This is a genomic window from Streptomyces sp. NPDC044033 (assembly GCF_056434425.1).
This window is the reverse complement of the sequence record NZ_JBWKFF010000005.1, coordinates 116,651-132,921: the sequence shown is the minus strand read 5'-3', so window position 1 is coordinate 132,921 and position 16,271 is coordinate 116,651. Positions and strand designations below refer to the sequence as shown.

The 16,271-nt window shown below is 72.5% G+C and carries 16 protein-coding genes and 2 pseudogenes; 4 read left to right on the top strand and 14 right to left on the bottom strand.

What is annotated here, in order from left to right:
* Positions 1-105 precede the first annotated feature (105 nt).
* Positions 106-345, bottom strand: a pseudogene (locus AC07AB_RS11810) (YbaK/EbsC family protein); the annotation flags it as partial.
* A 53-nt stretch (positions 346-398) separates the two neighbouring features.
* Positions 399-971, bottom strand: a complete 573-nt coding sequence (locus AC07AB_RS11805) for a helix-turn-helix domain-containing protein (RefSeq protein ID WP_478563950.1) — start codon at positions 969-971, stop codon at positions 399-401.
* 93 nt (positions 972-1,064) lie between these two features.
* On the opposite strand from AC07AB_RS11805, the gene AC07AB_RS11800 reads away from it, so the two are divergent.
* Complete coding sequence (locus tag AC07AB_RS11800) at positions 1,065-1,931, top strand: EamA family transporter (protein WP_478563947.1); 867 nt, start codon at positions 1,065-1,067, stop codon at positions 1,929-1,931.
* Between the two features lie 33 nt (positions 1,932-1,964).
* Here the strand turns inward: AC07AB_RS11800 and AC07AB_RS11795 are convergent, their stop codons facing one another.
* The 6 genes from AC07AB_RS11795 to AC07AB_RS11770 form a co-directional block, all read right to left on the bottom strand.
* The gene (locus AC07AB_RS11795) at positions 1,965-2,756 is read right to left on the bottom strand and encodes an acyltransferase (RefSeq protein ID WP_478563944.1); all 792 of its coding nucleotides are present in this window, start codon (positions 2,754-2,756) and stop codon (positions 1,965-1,967) included.
* A gap of 136 nt (positions 2,757-2,892) precedes the next feature.
* On the bottom strand, positions 2,893-3,669 hold the full coding sequence (locus AC07AB_RS11790) for a sulfite exporter TauE/SafE family protein (RefSeq protein WP_478563941.1): 777 nt from the start codon (positions 3,667-3,669) through the stop codon (positions 2,893-2,895).
* A 132-nt stretch (positions 3,670-3,801) separates the two neighbouring features.
* Positions 3,802-4,590, bottom strand: a complete 789-nt coding sequence (locus AC07AB_RS11785; protein ID WP_478563938.1) for a GntR family transcriptional regulator — start codon at positions 4,588-4,590, stop codon at positions 3,802-3,804.
* A gap of 203 nt (positions 4,591-4,793) precedes the next feature.
* Positions 4,794-5,324 (bottom strand): gamma carbonic anhydrase family protein, encoded by a 531-nt coding sequence (locus AC07AB_RS11780; protein ID WP_478563935.1) that lies wholly within the window; start codon positions 5,322-5,324, stop codon positions 4,794-4,796.
* Positions 5,325-5,388: 64 nt separating this feature from the next.
* On the bottom strand, positions 5,389-6,069 hold the full coding sequence (locus AC07AB_RS11775) for a DedA family protein (RefSeq protein WP_478563932.1): 681 nt from the start codon (positions 6,067-6,069) through the stop codon (positions 5,389-5,391).
* A 123-nt stretch (positions 6,070-6,192) separates the two neighbouring features.
* Positions 6,193-6,645, bottom strand: coding sequence for a DUF4442 domain-containing protein (locus tag AC07AB_RS11770; RefSeq protein WP_478563929.1), 453 nt, complete (start codon positions 6,643-6,645; stop codon positions 6,193-6,195).
* A gap of 83 nt (positions 6,646-6,728) precedes the next feature.
* On the opposite strand from AC07AB_RS11770, the gene AC07AB_RS11765 reads away from it, so the two are divergent.
* Positions 6,729-7,724, top strand: coding sequence for a DUF8017 domain-containing protein (locus tag AC07AB_RS11765; protein ID WP_478563926.1), 996 nt, complete (start codon positions 6,729-6,731; stop codon positions 7,722-7,724).
* Positions 7,725-7,899: 175 nt separating this feature from the next.
* Positions 7,900-9,207 carry an MFS transporter gene (locus tag AC07AB_RS11760; protein ID WP_478563923.1) on the top strand — a complete coding sequence of 436 codons (1,308 nt, stop codon included), beginning with the start codon at positions 7,900-7,902 and terminating at the stop codon, positions 9,205-9,207.
* Positions 9,208-9,245: 38 nt separating this feature from the next.
* On the opposite strand, the gene AC07AB_RS11755 is transcribed toward AC07AB_RS11760, so the two are convergent.
* From AC07AB_RS11755 to AC07AB_RS11740, 4 genes are all read right to left on the bottom strand, one after another.
* Positions 9,246-10,091, bottom strand: coding sequence for a spermidine synthase (locus AC07AB_RS11755; RefSeq protein ID WP_478563920.1), 846 nt, complete (start codon positions 10,089-10,091; stop codon positions 9,246-9,248).
* A 68-nt stretch (positions 10,092-10,159) separates the two neighbouring features.
* On the bottom strand, positions 10,160-11,002 hold the full coding sequence (locus AC07AB_RS11750) for a patatin-like phospholipase family protein (RefSeq protein WP_478563917.1): 843 nt from the start codon (positions 11,000-11,002) through the stop codon (positions 10,160-10,162).
* A 235-nt stretch (positions 11,003-11,237) separates the two neighbouring features.
* On the bottom strand, positions 11,238-12,419 hold the full coding sequence (tuf, locus tag AC07AB_RS11745) for an elongation factor Tu (RefSeq protein ID WP_478563914.1): 1,182 nt from the start codon (positions 12,417-12,419) through the stop codon (positions 11,238-11,240).
* A gap of 102 nt (positions 12,420-12,521) precedes the next feature.
* Entirely contained in the window at positions 12,522-12,644 is a 123-nt protein-coding gene (locus AC07AB_RS11740) for a hypothetical protein (RefSeq protein WP_478563911.1), read from the bottom strand.
* A gap of 149 nt (positions 12,645-12,793) precedes the next feature.
* Here AC07AB_RS11740 and AC07AB_RS11735 point away from each other — a divergent pair.
* Positions 12,794-12,964 (top strand): annotated as a pseudogene (locus AC07AB_RS11735) (4-hydroxy-tetrahydrodipicolinate synthase); the annotation flags it as partial.
* 21 nt (positions 12,965-12,985) lie between these two features.
* Here the strand turns inward: AC07AB_RS11735 and AC07AB_RS11730 are convergent.
* Positions 12,986-15,835 (bottom strand): caspase, EACC1-associated type, encoded by a 2,850-nt coding sequence (locus AC07AB_RS11730; protein WP_478563908.1) that lies wholly within the window; start codon positions 15,833-15,835, stop codon positions 12,986-12,988.
* Positions 15,822-16,187: an effector-associated constant component EACC1 gene (locus AC07AB_RS11725; RefSeq protein ID WP_478563905.1), complete on the bottom strand. Its 366-nt coding sequence runs from the start codon at positions 16,185-16,187 to the stop codon at positions 15,822-15,824. Before AC07AB_RS11725 ends, AC07AB_RS11730 begins: the two co-directional genes overlap by 14 nt.
* Between the last annotated feature and the right edge of the window lie 84 nt (positions 16,188-16,271).

The following is a 16,271-nucleotide window of genomic DNA, read 5'->3' as shown; positions in this document are numbered from 1 at the left end:
TGTGGGGGGGGGGGGAAAGGGGCGGGGGGGGGGTGGGGGGGGTGGTGTGTACCGTCTTTGATTGGGGCGGGGGCGGGGGGGGGGGGGGGGGGGGGGGCTCCCCCCCCCCCCCCGCTTGGCGGCGATGACGACGCAGTTCGCGGACTGCTCCAGCAGCCACGGACCGTAGCTCTCCACGAAGACCGCGGTGTCGGCCTTCTCGGGGTCGGTGTCCACGTACAGCAGCTGCTCGGCGGGGACGGTGCCGCGCCATCCGCGCACGGCGTCGGCGACCGGCTCGGTCAGCAGGTCGAGGCACTCCGCCGCGGGGCGGACCTCGTCGAATGCGTCCATCGGCGTACTCATGGGCGTCAAGCTAACAGCCTCCGCGCGGTCCGCTCCGACCGGTCCGGGCCGTCTCAGTGCGCGGGCGGCACGGACACCGTCATCATCATCTCGACGGGCTCGTCGCCGTCGTTGCGGTAGGTGTGCGGGACGTTCGCCTCGAAGGAGGCGGAGGCGCCGGCCGGTACGGTGTGCGCCGCCCCGTCGACGACGAGGGTGAGTTCGCCGGACGCCACGTGGATCAGCTCGGTGGCGCCGGCCGGGTGCGGGTCGGAGTCGCTGCCGTCGCCCGGCTCGATCCGCCATCCCCACATCTCCAGCGGCCCGTGCGCCTCGGTGCCCACGAGCAGCGTGCTGTGGCTGCCGGCCGCGGTGGTCCACATCCGGACGGCCCGCGCCGCCGGTACGACGCGCACCCGCGCGTCCTGGTCGTGGTCGAGGAGCCTGGTGATGCTGACGGCGAGGGCGTCGGCGAGCTTCACGGCCGTGCCGACGCTGGGGTTGGTACGGGCCTGCTCGATCTGGATGATCATGCCTCGGCTGACTCCCGCCCGGGCCGCGAGAGCGTCGAGGGTGAAGCCGCGTTCACCGCGCCAGCGCTTGAGATTGCGGGCGAGCGACTGGGTGAGCTGATCGAGATCCGTCATAGCCCGTCCAATATATTCAATGTCATAGTTCACTTCATTGCACTACGGTCTGCTGGACCACGCCGTCCACCACACTGTACTTCGAGGTCCCGCATGACCGTGCTCTTCGCCCTGGCCACCAGCTTCCTCTGGGGGCTCGCCGACTTCGGCGGCGGCCTGCTCACCCGCCGTATGCCCGCCCTCACCGTAGTCGTCGTCTCCCAGTCCCTGGCCGTGGTGGTGCTCGGCGCGATCGTCGTCGCCACCGGCGGCTGGACCGAGGCCGGGCCGCGGTTGTGGTTCGCGGCCGCGGCCGGGGTGGTGGGGCCGGCCGCGATGCTCTGCTTCTACCGGGCGCTGGCCCTCGGCCCGATGGGCGTCGTCTCGCCGATCGGGGCGCTGGGCGGCGTCGCGGTACCGCTCGGCGTCGGGCTGGTGCTCGGCGAGCGGCCGGGGCTGCTCCAGTTCTCCGGCATCGCGGTCGCCGTGGCGGGCGTCGTGCTCGCCAGCGGGCCGCGGCTGGGCGGTGCGCCCGTGGCGCGGCAGACGCTGGTGCTCACGCTGGTCGCGGCGTTCGGCTTCGGTTCGGTGATGGCGCTGATCGCGGCGGCGTCCCACACGCTGACCGGGCTCTTCCTCGCCCTGTTCGTGCAGCGCGTGTGCAATGTGGCGGTCGGCGGCACCGCGCTGTACGCGTCCGTGCGGCGGGGCGCCCCGGCGCTGCCGGAGGGCGGAGCGCGCGCGGTGCGCGCGGCGCTCCCCGCGCTGGCGTTCGTCGGCCTCGCCGATGTGGCGGCCAACGGTACGTACAACCTGGCCGCGCACAGCGGTCCGGTGACGGTCGCGGCGGTGCTCGCCTCGCTCTACCCGGTGGTGACGGCGCTCGCCGCGCGCGGCCTCCTCAACGAGCGGCTGCGCGTCGTACAGGCGGCGGGCGCGGGCCTCGCGCTGGTGGGGACGGTGCTGCTGGCCTCCGGATGACTCGGGCCGCCGAGCGGGGCCGGCGGTCCCGGTTCAGCGGTCCCCGGAGAGGGCCGACGCCCCGGAGCCGTCCGGCTCCGGCCCCGACTCCGCCAGCGCCAGGAGCTGTTCGGGGGTGACCCCTTCCGGGATCGGCACCGGTGGCGGCGTGCGCAGCGGCGGCTGCCAGCCCGCCTCCGGGTCCCAGCGCCGTACGACCCGCGCCGGGGCCCCGGCGACCACCGCGTGGTCGGGCACCTCGCCGCGCACCACCGCCCCCGCCGCGACCACCACGTTGCGGCCGAGCCGGGCGCCCGGCAGGATCACCGCGCCCGCGCCGAGCCAGCTGCCGGACCCGATCTCCACGGGAGCGGAGCGCGGCCACTGCTTCCCCACGGGCTGCGCCGGGTCGTCGTAGGAGTGGTTGTCGCTGGTGACGTAGGTGTACGGGCCGCAGAACACGTCGTTCCCGAACGTCACCGGCCGCGAGGCCACCACATGGCTGCCCCGGCCGAGCACCACCCCGTCGCCGAGCCGCAGTACGGGGTCGGGGCCGAGGTCGAGGCCGGGCATCATTCCGGCGGTGAGGGTGACCTGTTCGCCGATGACGCAGTGGTCGCCGAGTTCGATCCAGCGCTCGCCGAAGACCGTGCCGAGGGGGAACGCGAGCCGCGTGCCGTGGCCGATGGCGCCGAAGCGGTACGGGCCGGGGCGCTCGGCGGTGACGGATCCGGCCTGCTGGACCCAGCGCCAGCCGTGGTGCACGGCGCGCGACACGGTCCGCCGCCGCCAGGCTCCGAGCGAGGCCGCCGCGTTGAATGAGAACGTGTTCCGGTCGTTCGGCACCTGCTCACGGTAATCGGCCGCGTCTCGGGGGATCAGGCCCGTGAGCTGTGATCTTCACCCCACCCGCCCCTGTGCCGCCCGTGCTTGCCCTTTGTGGTCCGGGGCCGATTTCGGCCCCGGACCGCGAAGGACGAGCTCAGCCGTGGAGCGCCAGGTAGGGGGCGACCGCCAGCAGCGCCGCGACGAGGGCGTACTTCAGGGTTCGGGTGGGCAGTGCCCGCGCGATCTTCCAGCCGATGAGGACGCCCGCGATCTCCGGGACGCCGACCAGGGCGGCCAGCGGCCAGTCGACGGCGCCATGGGCCACGTACCCCAGCGTGCCGATACTCGCGATGACCACCGACTGGACCTGGGCCGCCGCCAGCGATTCCAGCATGGGGACGCCGGCGGCGACCAGCAGCGGGACGGTCAGCATCGGTCCGCCGATGCCGACGACCCCGCTCGCCGTGGCCACCGCGAACCCCAGCACGGCGATCCACGGCGCCGCCGGGTGCTCCGTGCCTCCGGCGGGGTCGCCGTGGCGTTCGCGGTACCAGACGAGCACGGCGACCAGGGCGGCGAACGCCCCGAGCACCATCCCGAACGCCCCTTTGGAGACCATGGTGTTGATCAGCACGCCAAGGGGCGTGCCGATGACGGCGGTGCCGGCCAGGATCAGCGCGGTGCGGCGGGTAGCGGGCTCGCGCAGCTGCCCGGAGCGCGTATAGGCGGCGGTGGCCAGAGCGCCGGTGGCGATATGGGTGACGATGGCGGTGCCCGCCACCTCGGCCGGGGCCAGCCCGGTCAGGGCGAACAGCCCGATGGTGGGCAGTACGCCGCCGGGCCCGAGCGCGGTGATGCCGATTCCGCCGGCGAGCCCGAAGAGGGCCAGCAGGACGAGGGTCCAGGTGTTCAGATCAGCCACATCGGTCACAGCACAGCCTCCGGGTGAGCAGGGCATACGGACGGGACGCGCGTGCGGGGCGCACGGCGTTCGTGAGGGGGAGGTACGTACGCGGGGCGCCGCGCACAGGTATGGGGCGGGCCCGCCGAGCCGGCCCCGTCGTCAGCCGGGGGTCGAGGCGCCCCGGTGCAAGGTGGCGTGCAGGGTGAGCCGGTCGGCGCGGATGTGCAGGGACTCCGCGTCGACGGGGCGGCCGTCGGCCAGGTGTGTGAGCCGGTCGATGGCGAACACCGCCGCTCCCACGGGGACGTCCAGCAGCGCGGCGACGTCCGGACCGGCCGTGACGGCGTGCACCGCCACCTCCGCGCGGCCCAGCGGGCGGCCCGTCGTCTCCTCGATCAGCGCGAAGAGGTCGCGGCCGGCGAGATCCAGGTCCAGCAGCGGCAGTCCGATGTCGGCGGCGAGATAGGTCGCGTCCAGGGACAGCGGGAGCCCGCCCATGCGCCGTACGCGCTCGATGTACACCGCCCCCGCGCCGGGGGCGAGGCCGAGCCGCTCCGCGACGGCCGCCGGCGGACGCGTCACCGGGTGGGCGGCGCGCACCTCGTTGGCGAGCGGGCCGTACCCCGTCAGGGTCTCGGCCAGCCCGGCCAGCCGGTCCAGCCCGTGCCCGTACTTGGGCATCAGGACGGTGGTGCCGACGCCTTGGCGACGGGCGATCAGCCCCTCGTCGCGCAGGATCCCCAGCGCCTCGCGGATCGCGTTGCGCGAGGCGTGGAACTGCGTGCCCAGGGCGCGTTCGTCGGGCAGGACTCCGTTGTCGAAGGCGCCGCCGGTGATCTGCTGGCGCAGGACGTCCGCCACCTGCCGGGCCCGTCGCGCCCGGGGCTGCGACGACCCCCATCGGGAGGGGCCGCCCTCATCGGCTTCGTCCGGTGTCCTTCCGCTCATGCGTCCTCCATCGCGCCTGCCGCCAGTGGTGCGTGCCAGGTCGATGACGTTAGCCGAGCGGCATTACGCCAGAGTTACGCCACCCAGGATGACCTGCGCAAACGCGCTACCAGCAGGTTCGTGGAGGACGGCTGCGGTTCCGCCGGGGGAACGGGCGGGAGGCGCCGGTACGAGCGGGGGCGGGGGCCCGCCCGCCGGGCGGTTCAGTCGTCGAGCGCCGCGCGGTGCGCCTTGGCGAGTTCCAGGTACATCGTCGCGTTGAGCCTGATGTGTTCGCGCTCCTCCGCGGTCAGCTCCCGCTTGACCTTGGCGGGCACTCCGGCGACGAGCGAGCCGGGCGGCACCCGCATCCCCTGCGGGACCAGGGACTGCGCCGCGATCAGCGAACCCGCCCCGATGTGCGCTCCGTTGAGGACCGTGGCCCCCATGCCGACCAGCACCTCGTCCTCGACGGTGCAGCCGTGCAGCACCGCGTTGTGGCCCACCGAGACGCGCTCGCCGACCGTGACCGGGAAGCCCGGGTCCACATGCACGGTGCAGTTGTCCTGGATGTTGCTGTCGGCGCCGAGGACGATGGGGCCGCAGTCGGCGCGCAGGACGGCGTGGTACCAGAGGCTGGCGCCCGCGGCCATCGTGACGTCGCCGGCCACGACGGACGTCGGCGCCGTGAACGCCTGCGGATCGACCCTCGGCTCCGCGCCGCCCACTCCTGTGATCAGTGCCCGCTCCGCCATCGCCCGCTCCTCGCTTCCACGCCGTCGTCCGGTGCCCTCCCCCGCTTGCGCCAGGGGGAACGGATCAGTCGACGACCGCGGCCTCCGGCGCGGTCTTGGCACCGGCCGCCGCCTCCTCGGCCTCCTCGGCCTCTTCGGCCTCTTCGGCCTTCTTCGCCCGCTTCTTCACCACCAGCATCGAGCCGAGACCGAAGAGCAGGGCGAGGACCAGACCCACCCAGGCGAAGTTGCTGAGCCACTTCTCGGCGACCTTGCCCACGGAGTAGATGACCGCGACCGTGCCGCCCGCCCAGACGATGCCGCCGAGCACGTTGGCGATCAGGAACTTCCAGTACGGCATCTTGAGCACGCCCGCGAGCGGACCGGCGAAGATCCGCAGCAGCGCGATGAACCGGCCGATGAAGACGGCCCACATGCCCCACTTGTGGAACTGCCGCTCGGCGGTGGCCACATGCTTGGGCCCGAAGTGCTTGGGGAATTTGCGACCGAGCCACTCCAGCAGCGGCTTGCCGCCCTTGCGGCCGATCAGATACCCGATGGAGTCGCCGATGATGGCGCCCGCGACCGCGCACGCGCCGAGCACGTACGGGTTGATGTGGTCCTGGGTGGCCGCCATCAGCGTGGCGCTGACGAGCACGATCTCGCCGGGCAGCGGAATGCCCAGGCTCTCCAGTCCGATGACTCCGCCGACCAGCAGGTACACGGCGACCGCCGGTACCGTCTCTAGCAGCCCGTCGATATGCAACGCCCGTTCCTCCCAGAATGTCCCACGTGATGCCCGGCGCGCGCCGCGGAGCGTACGCCGGGAAGCCTACTGGAGTAGGGGACTCACTCCGCCGGCCTTTGGTTGAGCGTGGGACGGGAGTGGTTACGCGTTGGGACGCAGGGTCCACACGATGGTCATCTCGCCGGTGACGGCCCCGTCCTCCCGGGTGATCGCGACATTCACCGGGAATTCGGGGCGCTGTCCGGCGTCGAGCTCGGCGACCACGTCGGCGACGGGGCGGCCTATCTCAGCCGTCGCGGTGACCGGCCCCATGGCGAGCTTGCGGTAGCCGATCTCGGCCCGTACGGCCAGCGGCACGGCGCGCGAGAGCTGGTCGCCGAAGGCCGCGAGGACGATCGCGCCGCTCGCGGACTCGCCGAGGGTGAACATGGCGCCCGCGTGCGGGCCCGCGACGTGATTGTGGAATTCCGCCTGGTCGGGCAGGCGGACCACGGCGCGCTCGGGGGTGGTCTCGGCGAATTCGAGGTTGAGGGTGCGGGCCATGGGCACGGTGGCCGCGAGCATGTCGCCGATCGAGGGCGGGGTTTCAGACATACCGCGAAGTTACCAGCCGGTAGTAAAACCCGGAAGGGGACGGCCGTAGCAGCGGCCCCACCCGCCATCTATCGTTATCGGCCATGTGGCCAGGACAGCAGCCGCCCGGGGGCGAGCAGAACCAGCAGGACCCGAATCAGAACCCGTACCAGCAGCCGGGGTACCAGCAGCCCAACCCTTATCAGCAGCCGGGCTACCAGCAGCCGAATCCGTACCAGCAGCCCGGCGGCCCGCAGCCGGGCTATCAGCAGTGGGCCGCGCCGGTGCCCCCCGGCGGCCCGCGGCCGCCGGACGGCAAGCGCAAGCGCACCACCGTCGCGATCGTCACGGCCGTCGCCGTGGTCGCCGCCGCCGTGGTCACCGGGGTCTTCGTGCTCCGGGACGGCGGCGAGAAGAAGGACGGGGCGAAGAACGGGCAGGACTCCTCGCCGACCGCCGCCCCCTCCCCTTCCGCCTCCGCCTCGCAGCGCGAGAGCGCGGAGGACCCGGCCGACAATCCGCGCGGCGGCAGCGCCGACGTCAAGCCGGTGATCGCGGGCTGGAAGCCGGTCGCCAATCCGCTGCGCCACGACGCGTTCGACGTCCCGCCGGACTGGCACGTGGCCTCTCCGGGGCTGACCACGGGGTTCCAGGACGACAAGGGCCAGGGGGGCGTGGGGATGACCGCGCCCGCCTTCTACAAGCCGGACGCCTGCGCCAAGAACACCCGCCAGGGCGGAGCGGGCACGAAGGGCGCGCAGAGCGCGAAGAGCCCGGCCCAGGCAGCGGAGGTCGAGGCGCTCAACTGGGTCTACTACGCCTACGACACCAAGAAGACGGGCCACCTGTCGGGCACCAAGTCGCAGCCCTTCAAGAGCGACCACGGGCTGACCGGATTCTGGTCGTCGGCCAAGGCGACCGGCGTGAAGAAGACCGACAAGTGCTCCACGGACGGCAAGGCGTTCACCGTGTCCTACAAGGACACCGCGGGTGACCTCGCGACCTGGGTGCTCTACACCGACGTCGGCGTGAAGGACGAGCTGCCGGACGCCACCATCAAGAAGATCATGAGCACGCTGCGGCCGCTGCCGGTGTCCTGACCGCACGGACCGGTCTCCTGACGGCGGCGGACCCGTGTCCTGACCGCACGGACCGGTCTCCCGACCGTACGAGCCCGTGTCCTGCCCGTACCGACTCACGCCTTGACCGTACGGGCTCGGATCCGGACCGTATCCGAGTTGGCATCCGGGCACGCGCCCAGGGATAGTCCACCCGGTGACCGATCCCGCCGCCACCGACCGCAGCCCCGGCTGGGCGGGCCGCAACTACTCCCTGCTGACCGCCGCCGCCGTGGTCTCGGGCCTCGGAAACTCCGGCGCCCTGATCGCGGCGGCCTTCGCGGTACTGCAGGCGGGTGGCGACGGCACGGACGCGGGACTGGTCGCCGCGGCCCGTACGGTCCCGCTCGTCCTTTTCCTGCTGATCGGCGGGGCGGTAGCCGACCGGCTGCCGCGGCACCGGGTGATGGTCGCGGCCAACACCCTGAACTGCCTCTCCCAGGCGGCCTTCGCCGTGCTCGTACTCGCGGGCGAGCCGCATCTGTGGCAGATGGCGCTGCTCGCCGCGCTCGGCGGCACGGGCCAGGCGTTCTTCGCCCCGGCGGCCGAGGGCATGCTGATGTCGACGGTCACCGGCGAGCAGGCGTCCAGGGCGTTCGCGTTCTTCCGGATGGGCACCAACGGCGCCCAGATCGGCGGCGCGGCTCTCGGCGGCGCGCTCGTCGCCGCATTCGGGGCGGGCTGGGTCCTCGCCGTGGACGCCGCCGCCTTCGCGGTCGCGGGCTGCCTGCGCGCCTTCCTCGACGTCAGCCACATCCCGGACCGCGCGCCGGGCGGCGGCATGCTGGCCGATCTGCGCGAGGGGTGGCGGGAGTTCGCCGGGCGGCCGTGGCTGTGGACCATCGTCGTGCAGTTCGCGGTGGTCAACGCCGTGGTGGGGGCGGGCGAATCGGTGTACGGGCCGCTGGTCGCCCAGGACGAGCTGGGCGGGGCCCGGCCCTGGGGCCTGGCGCTGGCCGCGTTCGGCGTCGGCACGATCGGCGGCGGCCTCCTGATGACTCGGTGGCGGCCGCGCCGGCTGCTGCTGGCCGGCACTCTGTGCGTCTTCCCGCTCGCCCTGCCGTCCGCCGCGCTCGCGGTCCCGCTGTCCGTACCGGCGCTGATCGTGATCATGTTCGCGGTGGGCGTCGCGCTGGAGGTGTTCGGCGTCTCCTGGATGACGGCGCTGCACCAGGAGATCCCGGAGGACAAGCTCTCGCGCGTCTCGGCGTACGACTGGTTCGGCTCGGTGGCGATGCTGCCGCTGGCCACCGCCCTGGCCGGTCCCGTCGCGGACCTCGTCGGCCGGTCGGCGGCGCTGTGGGGGTGCTCGGCGCTGATCGCGCTGCTGACGGCGGCGGTGCTCGCGGTGCCGCAGGTGCGCGGCCTCGTGCGGCGGCCGGCGAGCCTGCCGGTGGCGGCGGAGGAGGCAGACCGGGCATCGGGACAGCGGGCCGAGGAGCGCGCGGGCGAGTTCCTGCGCTGAGTCTGATCCCCCGAGCGGGCCGGGCGACCGGCCGGGCCTCAGCCGATGCTGAACGACCCGTCCGGCGGCCTCGGCGACGGCACCGCGTCGGTGTCGTGCACGGCCTTCGCCCCCGCGATGAACCGCGCCAGCGCGTCCCCGTACTCCACGCGCGCCGGAAAGGCGTCGGCCGCGGTCCGCCGGGCCAGCGTCGCCACCGGGATCGGGGCGTGCGAGGCGACGACGACGGCGTTGCCGAACCGGCGCCCGCGCAGCACCGAGGGCTCCGCGATCAGACACAGCTCCTCGAAGGCCGTGGCGAGAGTGGCCAGTTGGGAGCGGAGGAAGCCGAACGGGGCGCTGTCGGCGAGGTTGGCCAGGTAGCAGCCGCCCGGGCGCAGCACTCGGGCCGCCGAACGCGCGTACTCGACGGAGGTGAGGTGCGCCGGCACCCGGGAACCGCCGTAGACATCGGCGATGATCGCGTCCGCCGAGGCGTCCGGTGCCTCCTCCAGGGCGGTACGCGCGTCCGCCGCCCGTACCTCGATGTCCGTACCGTGCGGCAGCGGCAGGTGCTCGGTGACCAGGTCGAGCAGCCCGCGGTCCGCCTCGATCACCAGCTGCCGGGAGCCGGGGCGCGCGGCGGCGAGGTAGCGGGGCAGGGTGAGCGCGCCGCCGCCGAGGTGCAGTACGTCGAGCGGGCGGCCCGGTTCGCCGGCCGCGTCCAGGACGTGGGCGAGCCTGCGGGCGTACTCGAATTCGAGGTGGCCGGGGTCGTCCAGGTCGACGTACGACTGGGGTGCGCCGTCCACCGTGAGCAGCCAGGCGCGCGGCCGGTCCACGTCCGGCATCAGCTTGGCGGTGCCATGGTCCACTTCGCGGGTCACGGGTATCGGCTCGTCCACTCCCCCATTGTGCCGGGCCGGGTCGGGCCGGGGTGCGGAGGGCGGCCTCGCGGGACGGCGGCCGGCGCTCACCCCGCCCACACGCCGGCGACCGTCTCGGCGTGCGCCGCCGCCTGGGCGCGGCCCGCGCGGGCGGCGGCGGCGCGGCGGGCCGGGTCGAGAGGGTTGCGCCCGAAGGACGCGCGGGAGGCGCGGTCCGGCATGAGGACGGTGACGCGGGCGCCGGCGGCGGTGAGGGCCGCGGTCTGGGCGCGGACGGTGGGGATCGGGCCGCCGCCCGCCGAGACCGGGGCGAGGACGACGATCCGGCCGCAGCCGTCGGCGAGGTCGGCGTTGGTGGCGGACCGCACGCCGCCGTCGATGTAGCGCTTCTCGCCGATGGTCACCGGCGGCCAGACGCCCGGCACGGCGCAGCTGGCCGCGACGGCGTCGACGATCCCGACACCGCTCGCCGCGTCGAAGGCCGTGAACTCCCCCGTGGTGGCGTCGACGGCCGTGACGACGAGGCGCTTGGCGGGCCAGTCGTGGGAGAGGAGCCGCCGCTCGACGACCGTGCGGCGGTCGCTCTCCGGGACGGTGCGGGCGGCGAGCGCCATCCGGCCCATGCGCGCGCCGAACGTCCGCGAGTCTCGGGAGCGCAGGGCGCTCCAGACGAAACGGGAGGTCAGGGTGGTGCTGATGTGAACGGCTATCTCGTCTTTGGGGTCGGCGAGTTGACGCTCGTACAGCGTGTCGAGGTCGAGCAGGCCGCAGGACAGCTGCGCGCCGACTATGGAACCGGCCGAGGTGCCGATGACCGTGTGGGCGGTGGTCAGATCCACGCCCGCGGCCGCGAGCCCCGCGAGCATGCCGCTCTCCCAGCCGATGCCGGTGATCCCGCCCCCGCCGAGTACCAGTGCCGTGTCCGCCATCGCGACCGCCTCTCAGCTCCGCCCGTCGGCCCGCCCCTGTCCCCCTGGGTGCCGCACGGCTGTAGGCGCGCAGTGTCGCATCCGGCGCGCGGCAGTGACACCGCACTACGCGTAGGGGGCCGTGCGCGCCCGCGCACGGCCCCCGGCAGCGGGGCTCGCCACTGCAACGTGTCCCCGAGCCACAGGGGAACGGTTACGCACCCCTGTGTCGCGAGTCCCCGCGCCGCTGGTCAGGTTACGGGGCGACGGCGGTTACCGTACCCGCGCCGACCGTATGGCCGCCCTCCCGGACGGCGAATCCGAGGCCGACTTCGAGCGGTACGTCCCGGCCGAGCGCGACCGTCATGGTGACGGTCTCACCGGGCCGGGCCACGCCCCGGACGCCGAGATCGACCTCGCCCACGACGTCGGCGGTGCGCAGGTAGAACTGCGGCCGGTAGCCCGTGGCGAGGGGGGTGCGCCGCCCGCCCTCCGCCGCCGTCAGTACGTACACGCGCGCGGTGAAGTGCCGCAGCGGGGCGATGCTGCCCGGGGCGGCGACCACGTCGCCGCGGCGGACGTCCGCCCGCTGCACGCCGCGCAGCAGCATCGCCACGCTGTCCCCCGCCTCGGCGGATTCCATCGGCTTGCCGAACGTCTCCACTCCGGTGACGTGCGTGACCCGCGGCCCGCCGGCCGGGCCGAGCAGCTCGACCCGGTCGCCGACGCGCACTCTGCCGCGCTCGACGGCCCCGGTCACCACGGTGCCGCGGCCGGTGATGGTCAGGGCGTTCTCCACGGACAGCAGGAACGGCGCGTCCGTGTACCGCATGGGGGTGGGCACATAGGTGTCGACGGCGTCGAGCAGCGCCTCGATGGACCCCGCCCAGCGCGGATCGCCTTCGAGGGCGCGCAGCCCCGAGACCCGGACGACCGGGACGTGGTCGCCGTCGTAGCCGTGCGCGGTCAGCAGTTCGCGCACCTCCAGCTCGACGAGGTCGATGAGGTCGCCGTCGCCCGCGTCGGCCTTGTTGAGCGCGACGACGATGTGCCCCACCCCGACCCGGCGGGCGAGCAGCACGTGTTCGGTGGTCTGCGGCATGACCCCGTCCAGCGCGGAGACGACGAGAATCGCCCCGTCGAGCTGCGCCGCCCCGGTGATCATGTTCTTGACGAAGTCGGCATGGCCGGGCATGTCGACGTGGGCGTAGTGCCGGGTGTCGGTCTCGTACTCGACGTGCGCGATGTTGATGGTGATGCCGCGGGCGGCCTCTTCAGGCGTCCGGTCGATACGGTCGAAGGGCACGAAGACACCGGTACCGCGCGCGCTGAGCACTTTCGTGATGGCGGCGGTGAGCGTGGTCTTGCCGTGGTCGACGTGGCCCATGGTGCCGATGTTGAGATGCGGCTTGGTGCGTACGTATGCCTGCTTGGACATAGCTGATTCCCTCGGTTCCGACAAAAGCTGCGGAAGGACACGAGGACCCCGATGGCCGACCGACCCTCCCCCTACGGGGTCCGCCGGACTATCCGGGAAGGGTCAGCGTCGGGTGCGGTGAGCTGTGGCGACCGCCGTGACGGGGGTCGACATGAGGAAATCGACGGCAGCCTTCAGCGCGTCCGCGACAGCGGACGTGAGCGCGGAGAAGGCGAACCGGATCATGAGTCAATGGTCGCGTACGGCCCCTGGCGCGTCGAATGGTTTTCCGCTCCGGGGTGTTGGGGGCAGAGGGCCGTATCAGCCGCGCTCCGGGAAGCGGCTCGGCGACATGAGATGAGCTCTGCGCGGCGGCGGCTCGCGGGGACGACGCTTTCGTCTCGCCGCTGCTGACCCTCGGAGCGGCAGGCGGCGTCCTGATGTCGGCGCACCTGGCCCCGGAGCGGTTCGTGGAGCTGGCCGCCGCATGGCGTCGCGGTGACGTGATGCGGGCACGGGACCTGGGGCATGCCTTGGCCGCACTGTCGGCGGCCGTGTTCGCCGAGCCTGACCCCACCAGGCCGCGGTCAGGTCCTCCGGTAACAGATGGTGTAGGAACGGTCCGGGAATTCGCTCGATCTCCAGGTGGCCCAGCCGTAGGAACCGCAGGAGGACGCGTCGCGGTATACGGCGGTGCGGCCGGTGACCACCACGTTGGCACCGCCGCACGAGGCGGCCTGGAAATGCGGCTGCTGCGCGGAGCCGGTCATGTACAGGCAGGAACCGGCCCGGGCCCGCCCGGCCGCGTCCGGGTAGTTCATCGAGAGGCAGAACGCGACATCGAGCTGGCTCCATCGCGTCGAGACCTTGAGGCCCTCGTCGACATCGGCGTACGCGCGACAGCGTGACGTGTCGTCCGTACCGGTCAGGCGCGCTTTCACGGTGAAGTTGCCCGTCCGGCAGGCGGTCTTGCCCCAGTTACTGCCGGCGGCGTTGGGGCCGAATACGCACTCGCCGGCCCGTGCGTGGTATCCGGTGCCGTACTGGTAGCTGAGGCAGAGAGCGCGGTGGTACCGGGAGTTGCTCACGCTGTAGTCGGTGTCCGGTGTGCCGCCGCACCCGCTGGTGTCCGAGGTGCCCTCAAGTACCCGTACGACTTTGAAGGCGCGGTTTTTGCAGTCGGTCGCCCGAAGGTCCGGCTTCTGATACGTCCCGTCGTTGGCCAAGCAGTCGCCGACCTCCGCCGCCTGGATCGCGCTGGTCGCGCTGGGGGTCGGGCTCGGCGTGTCGGCCGGGTCGGTCGTAGAGTCCGCCAGTGTGCTCTCCGTGGACGTGGGCGGATCGGTGCTCGGGTCCGTATCCGGCGTCGACGGCTCATAGCTGTGCGAGCTGCTTCCGGGTTTTCCGGAACTCTTGGCGCTATCGGAGTCGTCACCGGGCAGGTGGCCCGGCAGCCATATCAGGGCCAGGGCGCACAGCAGAGCGAACACGGTGACCACGCCGCGTACGGCCGGCTTGGCGGGTGGCCGGGGCGCGGGCGCCCCGGCCTTCGCTTCGGTCTTCGCCTCGCTCCTCGCCTCGGTTTCCGCTTCGGCCTGCGGCTCGGCCTTCGCCTTGCCCTTCGGCTCGGTCTTCGGCTCGGTCTTCGCGTCCGGTGAGGGCCCGGCCGATGGTGCGGAGGAGGGCTTCTCCTCACCGTCGGCGGCCGGTTCCCGTCCAAGTGCGGTGAGGGCGCGCAGGGCTCTGGCCCGTGCCCGGATCGCGGGGCCGGCTTCGGCGATGTACGGAGGGGCCCCGGGCGTGACGGGCCCGATCACGGCCGAGCAGAGTTCGATCACGTGCGCGGGGGTCGGCCGGGCGTCAGGAGCCTTGGCCATGCATGCCTGGACCAGGCCGCGGACGTCCTCGTCCAAGGCGCTCAGATCGGGTGTCTCATGTGCGATGAGGTTGATGAGGCCGAGCGGGTCCTCGGCCGTGAACGCGTCCTTCCCGGTGGCGAGGTAGTAGATCGTGGCGCCCAGCGTGAAGACGTCCGACGCGGAGGTGACCGGCTGCGTTCCCGTCGCCTGCTCGGGGGATTTATAGGCCGGCGTGCCCAGTTGCATGTTCGTACGGGTCATCAGGGTGGCCGTCACGGACTTGGCGATCCCGAAGTCGATGACCTGCGGGCCCGCTTCGTCCAGCATGACGTTGGCGGGCTTCAGGTCGCGGTGCACGGCGCCGGCCGCGTGGATGACCTCCAGCGCCTGGGCGATCCCGACGGTGATCAAGAGGACGTCCCGGCTCGGCAGCGGGCCTGTCTCCGCGACGAGTTCGAGCAGGGACGGTCCGCAGACGTAGGCGCTGGCGAGCCACGGTTCGGCCGCCTCCGGGTCGGCGTCGAGCAGGTGCGCGACGTGACCGCTGCGAATGCTCCGGGCCACGTCGATCTCCCGGGCGAAACGCCGGGCGAACTCCGGGTCCCGGCCCAGTTCCGGTTTCAGGAGCTTGACGGCGATCGGCCGGCCTTCGGACGTGATGGCCAGAAAGACCCTGCCGATGCCGCCGGCACCGAGGCGCGCCCGGAACTCGTAAGGACCCGCCTTGCTGGGGTCGCCGTCCTTCAGCGGCTCAAAGCTGAATTCGGAAGCACGGGGCGCGGCGGCCCGACCGCGTACGAAGAGGAATTGGTCGGGCCGGCCGCTGTAATGCAGGTCCGGTAATGGCTGGATGGCCGCGTTCGGAATGCTCGCCTCGCGCAGCCGACGTCTGACCTCGTCGTGGAGATTGGCGACGGTCGCTCCGGGCGACTGCCCGTCGTGCGCTTCGCGGACGGCTTCGACCAGGAATTTGGTGAAGTAGGTCAGCCCACTGTCCGTCGCCTCGAAGAACGTCTCCTGCGAGTGTCCGCAGGCGGTCCAGATGTAGGTGCCCGCGCCGCGCAGCGGGGTGGCGCTCTCGGCATGGGCCGTGATGTTGGCGGCGGGTTCGGCGTACTTGGTGGCGATGCCCGAACAGCAGCAGTCCAGGATGAGTATCTTGACGCGCGCTCTGCTGTTGCGCTCCATCTGCTCGCGGAGGTCGCGGAGCCGGAGCGAGGTCAGGAAGCGCTGTGAGGGGTCGTCGCCCGTGTCGGTCAGGGCCAGTCCCAAGTCGTACCGGCCGTTCTCGGGGAGCGGCAGGCCATGGCCGACGTAGTAGAAGAGCAGCACGTCATCGACGTCGCGGATCAGCGTGGTGATGGTTCGCAGCAGCTTGCCGCTGTCCCGTTCGTTCGGGAGTTCGCTGATGCGCTCCTTGGGCCATTCGCATGGCCCGGTCAGCACCCCTCGCATTTCCGCGAGGCTCTTGAGGGCTGCCGGCATGGGTCTGCGCCCCTCAAAACCGGCTGTGTACTCCGAGTTCCCCAGCAGGATCGCCCGCGACCGACCGAAGTCGATGTCGTCACGCGGGTTCATCCGGGACCTCCGGCGGCTCCGACGCCGCTTGCAGGGCCTGAGCCGCGGCGAGGACCTGCGGCAGCACGGTTCCGGCGTTTCGGCTCGTCACTTTGATGCGCCGGTCACCGGCTTCGACCTCAATCGCCGTTACCTGCGCCTCGATCCACAGCTGCAGCGCCCGCACCGCGGCCACAACCGGGCCGCCGGTCGCGCACACCACCGACAAGAAGTCCCACACCGTGCCCTGGCTGTTGGGTTCCGGCGCCCGCGCCACGGGCCGCACCTCGACCCCCGGGTGCCCGCCCATCCACTCGCGCAGGTCTTCCAGTTGTCCGCCGTCACTCACATGTACGCGCAGTTCAACGGTCATCGTGCAGCAACACCACAGCTTCCCCCGGCATCCCTACTGGTCGCCGTCCTCGTTGTTGGTGGTGGTGGTCGGTGGTGAATCCCG

Excerpts from the sequence above, each read along its gene's own strand:
- AC07AB_RS11805 (WP_478563950.1), bottom strand. The coding sequence starts at position 971 with ATGACGGATCTCGATCAGCTCACCCAGTCGCTCGCCCGCAATCTCAAG.
- AC07AB_RS11800 (WP_478563947.1), top strand. The coding sequence starts at position 1,065 with ATGACCGTGCTCTTCGCCCTGGCCACCAGCTTCCTCTGGGGGCTCGCC.
- AC07AB_RS11785 (WP_478563938.1), bottom strand. The coding sequence starts at position 4,590 with ATGAGCGGAAGGACACCGGACGAAGCCGATGAGGGCGGCCCCTCCCGA.
- AC07AB_RS11780 (WP_478563935.1), bottom strand. The coding sequence starts at position 5,324 with ATGGCGGAGCGGGCACTGATCACAGGAGTGGGCGGCGCGGAGCCGAGG.
- AC07AB_RS11770 (WP_478563929.1), bottom strand. The coding sequence starts at position 6,645 with ATGTCTGAAACCCCGCCCTCGATCGGCGACATGCTCGCGGCCACCGTG.
- AC07AB_RS11765 (WP_478563926.1), top strand. The coding sequence starts at position 6,729 with ATGTGGCCAGGACAGCAGCCGCCCGGGGGCGAGCAGAACCAGCAGGAC.
- AC07AB_RS11750 (WP_478563917.1), bottom strand. The coding sequence starts at position 11,002 with ATGGCGGACACGGCACTGGTACTCGGCGGGGGCGGGATCACCGGCATC.
- tuf (WP_478563914.1), bottom strand. The coding sequence starts at position 12,419 with ATGTCCAAGCAGGCATACGTACGCACCAAGCCGCATCTCAACATCGGC.
- AC07AB_RS11740 (WP_478563911.1), bottom strand. The coding sequence starts at position 12,644 with ATGATCCGGTTCGCCTTCTCCGCGCTCACGTCCGCTGTCGCGGACGCG.
- AC07AB_RS11730 (WP_478563908.1), bottom strand. The coding sequence starts at position 15,835 with ATGAACCCGCGTGACGACATCGACTTCGGTCGGTCGCGGGCGATCCTG.
- AC07AB_RS11725 (WP_478563905.1), bottom strand. The coding sequence starts at position 16,187 with ATGACCGTTGAACTGCGCGTACATGTGAGTGACGGCGGACAACTGGAA.